The sequence below is a fragment of the Cupriavidus sp. BIC8F genome, from assembly GCF_032465815.1.
Taxonomy (GTDB): Bacteria; Pseudomonadota; Gammaproteobacteria; order Burkholderiales; family Burkholderiaceae; genus Cupriavidus; species Cupriavidus necator.
In genome coordinates, this window is record NZ_CP136095.1 from 749,157 (window position 1) to 761,333 (window position 12,177).

At 66.4% G+C, this 12,177-nt stretch carries 10 protein-coding genes; 1 reads left to right on the forward strand and 9 read right to left on the reverse strand.

Going from position 1 to position 12,177, the window contains the following annotated elements:
• Nucleotides 1-6: 6 nt before the first annotated feature.
• The 7 genes from RS901_RS23645 to RS901_RS23675 form a co-directional block, all read right to left on the reverse strand.
• A complete protein-coding gene (locus tag RS901_RS23645) occupies nucleotides 7-1,467 on the reverse strand; it encodes an indolepyruvate oxidoreductase subunit beta family protein (protein WP_316157278.1) in 1,461 nt (486 codons plus the stop codon).
• Nucleotides 1,468-1,546: 79 nt separating this feature from the next.
• Nucleotides 1,547-3,742, reverse strand: coding sequence for an indolepyruvate ferredoxin oxidoreductase subunit alpha (locus RS901_RS23650; RefSeq protein ID WP_316156504.1), 2,196 nt, complete (start codon nucleotides 3,740-3,742; stop codon nucleotides 1,547-1,549).
• A gap of 137 nt (nucleotides 3,743-3,879) precedes the next feature.
• Nucleotides 3,880-5,217 (reverse strand): MFS transporter, encoded by a 1,338-nt coding sequence (locus tag RS901_RS23655; protein ID WP_316156506.1) that lies wholly within the window; start codon nucleotides 5,215-5,217, stop codon nucleotides 3,880-3,882.
• A gap of 189 nt (nucleotides 5,218-5,406) precedes the next feature.
• Nucleotides 5,407-6,459 carry a porin gene (locus tag RS901_RS23660; protein WP_316156508.1) on the reverse strand — a complete coding sequence of 351 codons (1,053 nt, stop codon included), beginning with the start codon at nucleotides 6,457-6,459 and terminating at the stop codon, nucleotides 5,407-5,409.
• Between the two features lie 44 nt (nucleotides 6,460-6,503).
• Nucleotides 6,504-7,283: a cyclase family protein gene (locus RS901_RS23665; RefSeq protein WP_316156510.1), complete on the reverse strand. Its 780-nt coding sequence runs from the start codon at nucleotides 7,281-7,283 to the stop codon at nucleotides 6,504-6,506.
• A gap of 26 nt (nucleotides 7,284-7,309) precedes the next feature.
• Complete coding sequence (locus RS901_RS23670; protein WP_316156512.1) at nucleotides 7,310-7,837, reverse strand: flavin reductase family protein; 528 nt, start codon at nucleotides 7,835-7,837, stop codon at nucleotides 7,310-7,312.
• Nucleotides 7,824-8,942: an LLM class flavin-dependent oxidoreductase gene (locus RS901_RS23675; RefSeq protein ID WP_153953330.1), complete on the reverse strand. Its 1,119-nt coding sequence runs from the start codon at nucleotides 8,940-8,942 to the stop codon at nucleotides 7,824-7,826. The genes RS901_RS23670 and RS901_RS23675 overlap by 14 nt, the downstream gene beginning before the upstream one ends.
• A gap of 106 nt (nucleotides 8,943-9,048) precedes the next feature.
• Here RS901_RS23675 and RS901_RS23680 point away from each other — a divergent pair, with 106 nt between their 5' ends.
• Nucleotides 9,049-9,612, forward strand: coding sequence for a winged helix DNA-binding protein (locus tag RS901_RS23680; protein ID WP_230626153.1), 564 nt, complete (start codon nucleotides 9,049-9,051; stop codon nucleotides 9,610-9,612).
• 391 nt (nucleotides 9,613-10,003) lie between these two features.
• Here RS901_RS23680 and RS901_RS23685 read toward each other — a convergent pair whose 3' ends face one another.
• Both RS901_RS23685 and RS901_RS23690 read right to left on the reverse strand, forming a co-directional pair.
• Nucleotides 10,004-10,987, reverse strand: coding sequence for a tripartite tricarboxylate transporter substrate binding protein (locus tag RS901_RS23685; protein ID WP_316156518.1), 984 nt, complete (start codon nucleotides 10,985-10,987; stop codon nucleotides 10,004-10,006).
• Nucleotides 10,988-11,094: 107 nt separating this feature from the next.
• Nucleotides 11,095-12,075 carry a LysR substrate-binding domain-containing protein gene (locus RS901_RS23690; RefSeq protein WP_316156520.1) on the reverse strand — a complete coding sequence of 327 codons (981 nt, stop codon included), beginning with the start codon at nucleotides 12,073-12,075 and terminating at the stop codon, nucleotides 11,095-11,097.
• Nucleotides 12,076-12,177 lie beyond the last annotated feature (102 nt).

The window sequence follows — 12,177 nt, forward strand, 5'->3', positions numbered from 1 at the left end:
TGAAGGTCATGCCAGCGCGTGGCGGGCGAGGGCTTCCTTCAGCTTCTTGCCGTGCTCATCGGCCAGCGCGGCCCCGCGCAACTCGCGCAGCGTGGCCGGGGCCAGGCGGGCACCGGCCCGCATCACGGCGTTCATCAGGGTCTGGTAGTTGGTCAGGCCGCGCACATGGGTGTCGCTGTAGCCTTTCACCAGCCGCTGGCACTGCACCACTTCCAGCGCCAGCGCCGGATTGAGGCGGGCGGCGGCCAGCACCTGGGCCAGCCAGCCTTCGATACGCTCGGTTTCCAGCGCATAGCGCAGCGTGCTGCGGCGGATGCCGCGCAGGCGCGAGACCGCCCACAGCATCAGGTAGCCGCGCAGCGAGCTGGTGGTGACCACGCGGCCGGAGGTGGTGAAGCGGCGCACCAGGCGGTGCACGAAATGCGGCTGCAGCAGCCAGCGGCCGAGTCCGGCCGGCAGCGTCTCGCAGATCTCTTCCAGGCGCGGGTGCATGAACTCGTTGATCGCCAGCAGCTGTTTTTCGCCGGCGCGCACCTCGCCCCGCACGCGCGCGAAGCGCGAGTCGCGGGTCTTGAGGTCGGCCACGCGGATGGTGTCTTCGTACGACATCCACAGCGCCAGGTGACGCGCGGTTTCGCGCAGCAGCGCGACGTCGTCGTTGCCTACTGCCCGGCGTACGGCCGCCAGCCGATCCAGGTACAGGCCGGCGTAGGCCACGTCCTGGTAGTCGATCATGCGGCGCACGCCTTCGATCACGACCGGCCAGTTTCCGGCCGGCTGTTCGGCGCGGGCGCGCTGCAGCAATTGCGCAACCCTGGGATCCTGCGGCTTGAGTTCGCCCAGTGGCTTTGAAGCCTCTGCGGCGGGCGTTTCGGCGGCCTCGGCGGTGGCGAACGCCGCGCCAAAAGCGCGCAGGCTGGGCTTCACGCCCACGCCGCCGCGCTCGATCGTGGCTTCGAACTGCGCGCGGCTGAACGGCAGTACGCCGGTGCCCGCCAGCGCGCCGAACAGCACGGCGCTGATGACGCTGCCGCTGGCTTCGGCGGCCTGCGCCATGTCAAAGCGTACAAAGCGTTTGGCGGCCTTGCCGGCATGGGCGATCAGCTCGTTGCTGTCGACCCGCCCGTCGCCCATCGCGGATTTCTCCGCGATGGAATACACGCGGTGGGTGGAAGACACTAGCGTGGTGCGCTCCGGCGTCACCAGTCCGCGCTGCACGGCGCGGCCGGCTTCCATCAGTTCGGAGGCGAGCACCACATCGACATCGCCAGGGCTGGGCATCAGCGCCAGCACCGGCTGGCGGCCGGCCTGCTCGGCCAGGTCGCGCGGGAACAGCTCGACGTAATAGATGGTGGCGCCGGTGCGCTGCGCCACGCCGGGCACCGAAGTGGTCTGCGCGATATAGCCGTTGTGCTCGCCCAGATCCACGATCCAGTCGGCCAGCACGCCGCCGCCTTCGCCGCCCATGGCGAGGATGGCGACCTTGATCGGCCTGGCGCTGAGGTTGTTGGGTGCGTTCACGATTGAACCTCTCGAAGCTTGGTGTTCAGAATGCAAGGCGGGTGCGGCGCGCGGCATCGCGGCGCTGCAGGAAGCCGATCACGCCGTCGCGCAGGCGCTGGCGCAGCTTGTCGATGCGGGTCGGGTTGGTGACGATCTGTGCGCGGTAGAAGGACGGGCACAGCACCGCCGCGTGCGAGACCTCGCCGCACAGGCCGCAGCCCACGCAGCTGTCCAGCACGGAGGCGACCGGATCGGTGCGCAGTGGGTCCGGGTTGGGCTTGATCGTCAGCGAAGGGCAGCCGGACAGCCGGATGCACGAGTGATCGCCGGTGCAGGTATCCGAATCCACGCCAAAGCGCTCGCGCACCACGCGCTGGCCGTCGGCGATCGCCTTGCGCGTCTTCGGCTTCTCGCGGCGCTGCTTGTTCAGCATGCATTCGCTCTGCGCGATCAGCACCTTGGGACCCTTGGCGCCGGTGGTCAGCGCTTCCTTGAGGGTGGCCTTCATCGCCTTCAGGTCATAGGTGCGGCGGATGGTGCGCACCCACTTGACGCCTACGCCCTTGACCGCGTCCTCGATGGCGTGGCCGGTGCTGCGGGTGTCGTTCAGCGCGGTCGAGGACAGGATGTCCTGCCCGCCGGTGGCCGACGTGTAGCTGTTGTCGACCACGATGGTGAGGTTGTCGCTCTTGTTGAAGACCGCGTTGGCGATGCCGCTGGTCAGGCCGTTGTGCCAGAAACCGCCGTCGCCCATCACGGAGATGGCGCGCTTGCCGCCGGGCGCGTTCAGCGCCGCAGCGCTGGCGCTGCCCAGGCCATAGCCCATGGTGGTGTTGCCCAGGTTGAACGGCGGCAGGATCGAGAACAGGTGGCAGCCGATGTCGGCGCTCACGTGGTGCTCGCCGATCTCGCGCTCGACCAGTTTCATCGCGGTAAAGATCGGGCGCTCCGGGCAGCCGGTGCAGAAGCCGGGCGGGCGCGCATGCACGCTCTCGTCGACCAGTTTCTGCGGTTCCAGCACTTCGGCGGCCACGGCGTCGACAGTGGCGGCGGGCGCCTGCACCAGCGGGATCACCTTGCGGGCCGGCTTCGGCTCAGGCAGCGGTTCAAGCTTGCCGTACTGCTCCAAGAAGGCGCGCAGCCCCTTGAGCACGGTCGCGGTGTTGTACTCGCCTGCCAGCGGCAGCAGGTCCTTGCCATGCAGCGCCGCGGTGGCACCGGCCATGCGCAAGATGTTGGCGGCGTTCTGCTCGATAAAGTTGGGCTGGCCTTCTTCCAGCACCAGCACCGCGCGCTTGCCCGCGCAGAAGCGTTCCCACTCCGAATCGATCAGCGGGTAGGCCACGTTCATCACGTACAGGGGGATCTTCGACTCGCCGAACACGTCGGCCAGGCCGAGCTGCTCCAGTGCGCGGATCAGCGTGTTGTAGCTGCCGCCCTGCACGGCGATGCCGATGTCGTCCATCTCGCCGGCGAAGAACTCATTGAGCTGGCGTTCCTCGATAAACTTCACGGCTGCGGGCCAGCGCTGCTTGATCTTCTCGTGCTCGTGCACGAAGCTCGCCGGGGGCAGCACGATGCGGCTGAGGTCGCGCGTGGGGTGGTCCAGCGCGTCCTGGATCGAGAAGCGGCTGCGGCGGTTGTCGGAAGCGACGAACTGGCCATGTACGTGGCACGAGCGCACGCGCAGCTGGAGCATCACCGGTGTATTGGACGCTTCGGACAAGTCGAAGCCGTCCTTCACCGCCTGCACGATGCACGGCAGGTTGGGGCGCGGGTCGAGCAGCCACATCTGCGACTTCATCGCAAACGCGTGGCTGCGCTCCTGCATGATTGAGGAACCTTCGCCGTAGTCTTCGCCGACGATGATCAGCGCGCCGCCGGTGACACCGCCCGAAGCCAGGTTGGCCAGCGCATCCGACGCCACGTTGGTGCCCACGGTGGCCTTGAACGTTACCGCGCCGCGCAGCGGGTAGTTGACCGAGGCGGCCAGCGACGCGGCCGCGGTGGCTTCACTCGCGCTGTTCTCGAAGCGGATGCCATGCTCGGCAAGGATGTCCTGCGCATCGGCCAGCACGTCCATCAGATGCGAGATCGGCGAGCCCTGGTAGCCGGCCACATAGGCGACGCCGGATTCCAGCAGCGCCTTGGTGACCGCGAGGATGCCCTCGCCGCTGAATACCTCGCCGGAACCCAGGCGCAATTTCTTGACTTCTTCGGTAAAGGAACGCTCAGCCATGGCTTTTCTTCCTGACGCTCACGTTGGGGTGAGACGAATATAGTTTAAGCAGAAATATTTCCATAATCATATATATGCACGGAGCTCGAGGTCACGGGGCCGGCTTCCGTGGAAGCCGAAGTCCCTCCTCAGGCGATTTATGCGTTGCTTTGCTGGCCGGCGCGGGCCACGACGACTGGTTGCCGTGCCGATGGCAGCAGCGCCACAGCCAGCGCAGCGGCAAGGCCGGCAATGGAGAACGTGATGAAGTTCCAGCCGAAACTCAGGCCTGAGCCGGCCACGTAGCCGCCGACGAGCGGTCCGCTCATGGCGCCGAAGCGCGCGAAGCTCAGGGCCCATCCTGTTGCCGCGGCCCGTGCATGTGCCGGGTAGTAACCGGCCAGATAGCCCGTAAGGATCAGGGAAGCCGAGACGCTGCCCACGCCTGCCAGTGCGACCAGCAGGTAATTGACGGCAACGGAGTTGCGGAACATCAGCGCACCGATGGCGAGAGCGCCGATCAGGTAGAAGAGCGCAACGATGCCACGTGCGCCCATCCTGTCTGCCGCGCCGCCCAGGAAGAGGCCGCCCACCGCGGAAGCAAGGCTGAAGACAACCAGGAAGGAAAGGCTGGAGCCGAGGTCGTAGCCATTCTTGCGCATGATCGTCGGCAGCCACGTATTGAGGCCGTAGACCAGCAGCAAGCCGAAGAACAGTGCGATCCAGAAGCACGCTGTAGCGCGCAGCTGCTTGCGGGCGAACATGCTCGACATCACGTCGCGCCAGGTGGCGCGGGCGGCGCTGTCGGCGGGCCGGGCTTGTGACGGCAGCCGGCCATGGCCAGTGCGATCGGCCAATGCCTGCGCTTCAGCGATCCGCCCTTGCCCCACCAGGTACTCCAGCGACTCGGGCAGCATCCACGCCATCAGCGGTATCAACACCATGGGCACGGCACCCAGGCCAATCACGCCACGCCAGCCAAGACTGGGCAACAGCCACATCGCAATGAGCGCGGCGCAGAGGATGCCCACCGAATACCCCGAGTACATCAGCCCATAGTTGAAGCTGCGGCGGTGCGGCGGCGAGTACTCGATGGTCAGGGCGGCGGCTACGGGAATGACGCCACCGAGGCCGAGCCCGCCGATGAATCGCAGGATGCCGAAGATGGCGGGCGTCGGCGCATAGGACGCGCCCAGCATGGTCAGCGAGAACAGGGAAACGCAGAGCAGCAGCATGCGGCGGCGGCCGATCATCTCGCTCAGCGTGCCGATCAGGAAGGCGCCAAAGAACATGCCGACCAGGGCATAGCTGCTGAGGGCACCGAGTTCCAGCGGCGTCAGGTTCCAGTTGCGGTCGTCGGCGAGTGCGGGCAGTACCGCTCCCATGACGCCGACGTCATAGCCTTCAAAGAGAATCGCAAGGAAGCATACGAAAAGTACGGTATAGGTCGCGCGAGAAGCGGGGCGCCAGGGCTGTACGGTGCCAGCTGGGGTCATTGTTTGTCTCCTGATGGGTGGCGGATGGGGAACCAGAGAAGCCGCCAGGGAACCTGTTTCGCGCGATCGTCGCCACGCGCTCGTTGTTGTTCCACATAGTTTAGACATAAACATATGATTGTGGAAATAGTTTTTTAGGCGACGAAGGGAATCTGACCGGCGCCTCGAAGGGAGGCGCCGGGGCTGCTACTAGAACTTGTGGCGCAGGCCCAGCCCGAAGGTATTGCCCGGGTTCAGGTCGGTCACCTTGTCATAGCGCCAGGCGGCGTAAAGATCAGTGCGCTTGGAGAACGGGTAGTCGTAAGCCAGGGTGGTGGTGTCGCGGCGGGCCGAGCCCAGCGTCTCGTTGCCGCCCTGCCAGGTACGCACCCACGTTGCCATCAGCGAGCCCGGTCCCAGCGGCGCGCTCGCGCCCACCTGCATGGTGCGGCTGCGCTGGCGGCTCAGTGCGCTGAAGCTGTTGTCCGACTGCGCGTACTGGCCGAACAGCTTGACCACCTTGAAGTCATAGGACAGGCCGGCCAGGTAGGCCATCTGGTAGCTGGCGCCGCTGGCCGCGAATTCCGGCGCATTGACCCCCACCCGCTGCACCGCCAGCGTGGCGCCAAAGTTGCCGTTGAAGTAGGTGGCATTGCCGCCGTAGTTCTGTTTGCCCTGGTGGCCGGTGCTCTCGCCGGTCGAGTAGATCGCATTGAAGCGCAGCCCGCCGAAACCGGGGCTCTGGTACAGCACCGAGTTGTCCCAGGCGGTGTCACCTGCGACCGAGTTGCCGACCGGCGACCCAGGCGGCGTGGTGTAGGCATGCAGGAACATCGGCGAGAACACGGCCGAATCCGCCAGCGGGTTGAACAGCAACATCGACACGAACCACGGCGTGGTGTTGCGGCCGAGCTTGATCGCGCCGAAACCTCCGTTCAGGCCAACATAGGCGTTGCGCCCGAACATGACGTCGCCGTCGAAGCGGCCGACCTTGCCATTGTCCGTGCGGAAAAAGCTCTCCAGCGTGAATTCGGCGTTCAGGCCGTTGCCGAGCGCTTCCTGCCCGCCGATGCCCCAGTAGGAGGTGGTCAGGCCGGAACTGTCGACGACCGCGGTGCTGTGCGCATCGCCACTGGCGCGCACCGAGCCGGCAAAGGCGTCGATCGTGCCGTAGAGCTGCACGGCGCTCTGGGCCTGTGCGGCGCCCGAGGCGAGGCTGCCGGCGGCCGCCACGGCGGCCAGGATCCTGCGTTGGTGCTTCATTGTCTTCCCTTCTCTCTCTTCTCTTGTGGAAGTCTGCGGTTCTGTCAGTTGGCCACGATCGCCAGTACCCGCAACGGACTGCCCGACCCGTTCCGGATCTTCAGCGGTGCCGCCACGATCAACGCGCCGGTAGGCGGCAGCTGGTCCAGGTTCTTCAGGCATTGCAGGCCGTACTTGTTCGCGCCGTGCATCAGCGTGTGGCACGGGTACGGCAGCGGCCAGGCGTACGACTGGCCGGCATCGGTGTTGATGGTTTCGACGCCGAAGCCGTGGACGTTGCGCTCATGGATCAGCCACTCGACCGCGGCTTGTTCCGGGCCGGGCGTATGGGCACCGTCCTCGCGCAGGCCGAGGAACTCGGCGGGGTCGGTCTTCTTGCTCCAGTCGGTGCGCAGCAGCACCCAGGCACCGGCGGGAATGCGGCCGTGTTCGGCTTCCCAGCGCTTCAGGTGCGACACGGTCAACACCCAGTCGGGGTTCTCCGCCACTTCGGCGCTGGCATCGACTACTACCGCGGGGGCAATGAAGCTGGCCGGGTCGATGGTGTCCACGGTGTTGTTGGCGTGGTCCTTGCCCGAGATCCAGTGCACCGGCGCGTCGAAATGCGTGCCGGTATGCTCGCCGCAGGAGAAGTTGTTCCAGTACCAGCCCGGTCCCTTGTCGTCGTACTGGCTGATGCGTTCCATCTTGAACGCCCACACCTGCCCGAATTCGGGGGGCAGCACCAGCGCGGGGAAGTCCGGCGACAGGGTCTGCGTCAGGTCGATGATCCTTGCCTTGCCGCCGGAAAGGTCCGCGGCAAGCTGTTGCACGGTGTTGCTCATGGGGTCTCCTTGTTGTGTGCGCCGGGTCAGGCCGACGCGTGCGCCAGCCGCGTGTACCGTCCCTGCCAGTAGAGCAGCGGCGCCGGGGCCTGCTCGGCCACGTGTACCGCCCGCACCCGGCCGATGATGAGGATGTGCCCGTGGCGCTCCAGCAGTTCTTCCGCCTCGCAATCCATGGCCACCACGGCATCGGCCAGCACCGGGGCGCCATCGCGGGTGAGCCGGGTCCAGGCGTCGCTGCCGTAGCGCGCGGCGCCGGCCTCGCCGCCAAAGCCGGTGAAGCGCTGCGCGATCGCCTGCTGCTCTACACGCAGCAGGTTGACGCCGAAGCGCCGCGTGCGCTGCAGCAGCCCGGCCGAAGAACTCGTCGCCTTCATCGACGCCACCAGCATCGGCGGCTCGGCCGAGAACGACGACACCGAGGTCGCGGTGAAGCCGCTGCGCTCTTCGCCTTCGGCCACCGTCACCACGGTCACCGCGCCGGCGAAGCCGCGCATCGCCTGCTTGAACTGCTGCTGCAGCGCCGCCAGCGGGTCGTGCTTACTGGCCGCCATTTTTCGACCCCCCGGGCTGGCGCAGGCCGCGTGCCTCCAGGATCGGCAGCACCGTGTCGCGGAAGTACGGGAACTCCTTCACGTAGTCGACGAACGACAGCGTGGTGCCCTTGAAGCCGGCTTCGGCCAGCGCGCAGATGCCGTCGGCCACCTGTTCAGGCGTGCCCACCAGCGGGAAGCCGCCGTGGCCCGCCGCCATGCGGTCGCGGATCAGTGCCAGCAGGTCGTGCGGGAACGACTGCGCGTTGGCAAACTGCAGCGCCACCAGGTTGTCCACCGCGGCCCAGTCGGCGTTGTCCTGCGCAAAGTGGCGCAGGTAGTCGCGCGCTTCCTGTTCGGTCGGGCGGCACACCACGTGCGAGAAGGTCAGCACTTGCACCGGCTTGTCTGCAGCACGGGCCTTGGCTTTCAGCTCGGCCACTTCCACTTTGGAACGCGCGAGGTCGATCGCCGGCGTGAACAGGAAGTTGGCGTTCTGGATGGCGAAGTCGCGGCCTTCGCCGGAACCCGCGGCGTTCAGGATCGGCGGGCGCTCGCCGTGCCACGGCTTGGGCAGGCCGTAGATGCCCTTCAGGTGGAAGTTCTCGCCGTCATAGTTGAAGGCGCCATCGCGCTCCCAGATCTGCTTGATGACGTCGAACCACTCCTGCGCATAGCTGTAGCGCTTGTCGTGGCCGGCGGCCAGCGGCAGGCCCAGGGCTTCGTACTCGGGGCGGTTCCAGCCCGCCACGATGTTCAGGCCCGCGCGGCCCTGGCCGATCTGGTCCAGCGTCGCGATCTGCTTGGCCACCACCGCAGGGTGGTTGGCCGCGGTGTGGATGGTGGCGAAGACCGTCAGGTTCTTCGTCTGCGCCAGCAGCCCGGCGGCCCACGTGATCGTTTCCAGCACCGAGCCGTGGAAGTCGGTCTCGCCGCCGTAGCCGATCCAGCGCGCGATCGGCAGCATGAAGTCGATGCCGGCGTCGTCCAGCATCCGGGCCAGCTTCGCGTTGTTTTCCCACGAGTTGTCCCAGCGCTCGCCGATCTTGGTCACCGACATGCCACCCGAGCAATTGGTCGCAAACGTGCCCAGTACAAAGTCCTTCGTGTTCAGAATTTTTCTCATGCGTATCTCCCGGCCAAGTAGAATCCCTAGCAGGCGCCGCACGCGGATAATGCGGCGCCCGTACTGCCCTGAAAAACCCACGCACGCAACGTGCGTCGAGCTGACAATGCCCAAGACCTCGAGTAACTCCACGCCATCCGCGAAAATCGACCGCACTGCCGAACAACATCGCTGGCACCTGGCGACGGATGATTTCAGCGTCGAGATCACCGACCTCGAATACGCCGTCATGCGGGTTTATCAATCGTTCCTGCGGTGGCAGTCCGAATGCCTGGCCGCCGTGACCGGAATTACGCTGAGCGGGCAGGAAAATGCCTTGCTCCATATCATCCGGATGCACGAGCGGCCCAAGACCATCAAGGACCTGCTGCACATGACCAATCGCCAGGACGTGCCCAACATGCAATATGAGTTGCGCAAGCTGCTCAAGGCCGAACTGGTCGACAAATACGGCAGCGCACGCACGGGCATTTACTACTTCGCCACTGACGAAGGCATAAGGGTGTGCGACGAATTTGCCCGGTTGCGGCGCGAGACGCTGCTCGAGACCGCGCAAGGCGAATTCGGCCCTAAATCCGGCGCCCTGAAGGCGGCCGGACAGCTGGAACAACTGGAAAAGGTCTACGAGATCGCGACGCGCGAAATCGCAACCTATCACCGCCGTCGCTAGAAAGAGTGGTTTTGGAAACTCATCGGGGGCGCTGTCTCCTGGTGGCGCGTGACGTATCGCGCGCATCGAATAAATAATCAAATAGAATATTTATTTGATGCAAATGTAGCGCACTGCCGCGGGCTTCGCCAAGGCTTTTTGCCCTAGGGGAAATACCAGGTGGGATGGCCCTGATGGCTCGCCGTCATGGGGCTGTCTGGCCCGACGATCAGCCGAAGGCAGGAACTACCTGTTGAGGAGAGCCGCTGGAAGGGGTCTTGTCGCAATAATTTCGCGCACCGGCTGGTGCTGGGGCGGAGCGCGCGCCGGATCTTGTGCGACCCGATAGGGTGGGGGTGTGCGGGAGTGGCGGCATGCCCGCTGGCGTGCCGCCTGGGTGCCTGTTTTGCGCTCAGTCCACCTGCGCGCCCGATGCCTTCACGATGCGGGCCCACTTGTCCATGTCGGACGCCAGCATCTTGCTGAACTGCTGCGGCGTGCCCGTCATGACTTCGGCGCCCTGTGCCGCCAGCTTGTCGCGCAGGGTCTTGTCCGCCAGGATCTCCTGCATGGCCTGGCCGAGCTTTTGCGTCACGTCCTTGGGCGTGCCCTTGACCGCGAACAGGCCGACCCAGAGGTCGCCGCTATAGCCGGGCACGGTTTCGCTGATCGCGGGAATGTCCGGCGCGAACGGCGAGCGCTTGGCGGAGCTGACGCCGAGCGCGCGCACCTTGCCCGCCTTGATATGGGCCAGCACCGACGGCAGGCTGGCGAAGGCCAGCGGCACCTGGTTGCCCAGCACATCGTTCAGCGCCGGCGCGACGCCCTTGTAGGGCACGTGTTCGAGCTTGATGCCGGCCATGCTGTTGAGCATCTCGCCCAGCAGGTGGTTCAGCGTGCCATTGCCGGCGGAGGCATAGCGGTAGTAGTCCGGCTTGGCCTTGGCCATCGCGATCAGCTCGGGTAGCGACCTGGCGGGGAAGGCGGGGTTGGCCACCAGCACGTTCGGCACACTTGCCACCGGGGCGATCGGCTCGAAATCCTTGACCGGGTCGAACGGGATGCTGCGGTACAGCGACGGGTTGATGGCCTGCGTGCTGCTGATGGTCATCAGCAGCGTGTAGCCGTCCGGGGTGGCGCGGGCCGCTGCCTGGGTGCCAATATTGCCCCCGGCGCCCGGGCGGTTTTCCACCACCACCTGCTGGCCAAGCCGTTGCGACAGGGTCGCGGCGACCAGGCGCGCGACGATGTCGTTGGTGCCGCCCGGCGCCTGCGGCACGATCATCTGGATGGGCTTGGACGGATAGGGGTCGGCGGCGAGGGCCCTGGCGCTGAACAGCGGCAGGCAGGCGGCCAGGGCAGCGGCGGCTGCCAGGGCGCGGCGGGTGCGTTGCATGGTGTCTCCTGGAGTTGCGGGGCCGTGAATGCCGGCCCAGGCTGGTGGCAACTCTAGCCGACTGCCGCGCCGGCGTGAAATTCAATCGCCGACTACGGGCATAAGTTTTATTGATCGGCCGCAGGCGGCGGAATGAGCGGCGGCTTGAGCGACCCGCCCGCCGCAATGCGCTCGGCTACCAGTTCGCGCAGCACCTCCGCCACGGCCTCGGCCGCGCTGGTCCGCGGTAGCGCGCGTGGCCAGCACAGCGACAGCGTGCGGCGCAGTTCCGGCACGATCAGGTGCCGCGGCACTTCGCTGTCCGCGTCGGACAGCGATGACGCGGGCAGGATGGTGCAGGCCAGGCCCTCGCGCGCGGTCGCCAGCAGGAAGGGCAGCGAATCCAGGTCGGCCACCACGTTCAGCGGCACGCCGGCCTGCGCGAAGGCAAGCTCGACCACTTCGCGCAGGCCCTGCGAGCCGCTTGGCAGCACGAGTGGCAGCTCGCCCAGTGCCTTGATCGCGACCGTAGCGCCTTCCGCACCGGCCTGCGCCCGAGGCTTCGCTTGCGCCTTTGCGCGCCCGCGCGTCACGGGAGGCGTCCCGACCAGGTATAGCGATTCGCTTGCCAGCCGCTCAAGTTCCACCGCGCGCGACGGCATATCGCGGAACAGGATGGCGAAGTCCAGCCGGTTGTGATCCAGCAGCTCCGAGATATAGCCGCTCATGCTCTCGAACAGCTGCAGCCGGATCTGCGGATAGCGGGCGCGCACGGCGCGGATCAGCGGCATGCCGAATGCCGCTGCCGCCGTGGTGGGCAGGCCGATGGCAACCATGCCGGTGACATCCGTGCCCGCCACCCGGGCCTCGGCGCCGGCGATCTCCACCTGCCGCAGGATATTGCGGGCGTGGCGATAGAGCGTGCGGCCAGCTTCCGTGGGCCTGACGCCCTTGGCGCCGCGGTGGACCAGCGGCACGCCCAGCTCTTTTTCCAGCGCCGCCAGCTGCTGGCTGAGTGCGGGCTGCGCCACGCAGACCACTTCGGCGGCCCGCGTCAGGCTGCCTTGGTCGACGATGGCGATGAAATAGCGCATGGCGCGCAGGTCCATGGCAGGCTCCGGGAGAATTCCAAAGTATTCATTTTACTTATGATCCCCTCGGCAATCGGTATTTCCCAGGTGCGGCCCGGTCCGGTAGATTGCCGTCAGGAC

Excerpts from the sequence above, each read along its gene's own strand:
- RS901_RS23645 (WP_316157278.1), bottom strand. The coding sequence starts at position 1,467 with ATGGGCGGCGAAGGCGGCGGCGTGCTGGCCGACTGGATCGTGGATCTG.
- RS901_RS23650 (WP_316156504.1), bottom strand. The coding sequence starts at position 3,742 with ATGGCTGAGCGTTCCTTTACCGAAGAAGTCAAGAAATTGCGCCTGGGT.
- RS901_RS23655 (WP_316156506.1), bottom strand. The coding sequence starts at position 5,217 with ATGACCCCAGCTGGCACCGTACAGCCCTGGCGCCCCGCTTCTCGCGCG.
- RS901_RS23660 (WP_316156508.1), bottom strand. The coding sequence starts at position 6,459 with ATGAAGCACCAACGCAGGATCCTGGCCGCCGTGGCGGCCGCCGGCAGC.
- RS901_RS23665 (WP_316156510.1), bottom strand. The coding sequence starts at position 7,283 with ATGAGCAACACCGTGCAACAGCTTGCCGCGGACCTTTCCGGCGGCAAG.
- RS901_RS23670 (WP_316156512.1), bottom strand. The coding sequence starts at position 7,837 with ATGGCGGCCAGTAAGCACGACCCGCTGGCGGCGCTGCAGCAGCAGTTC.
- RS901_RS23675 (WP_153953330.1), bottom strand. The coding sequence starts at position 8,942 with ATGAGAAAAATTCTGAACACGAAGGACTTTGTACTGGGCACGTTTGCG.
- RS901_RS23680 (WP_230626153.1), top strand. The coding sequence starts at position 9,049 with ATGCCCAAGACCTCGAGTAACTCCACGCCATCCGCGAAAATCGACCGC.
- RS901_RS23685 (WP_316156518.1), bottom strand. The coding sequence starts at position 10,987 with ATGCAACGCACCCGCCGCGCCCTGGCAGCCGCCGCTGCCCTGGCCGCC.
- RS901_RS23690 (WP_316156520.1), bottom strand. The coding sequence starts at position 12,075 with ATGGACCTGCGCGCCATGCGCTATTTCATCGCCATCGTCGACCAAGGC.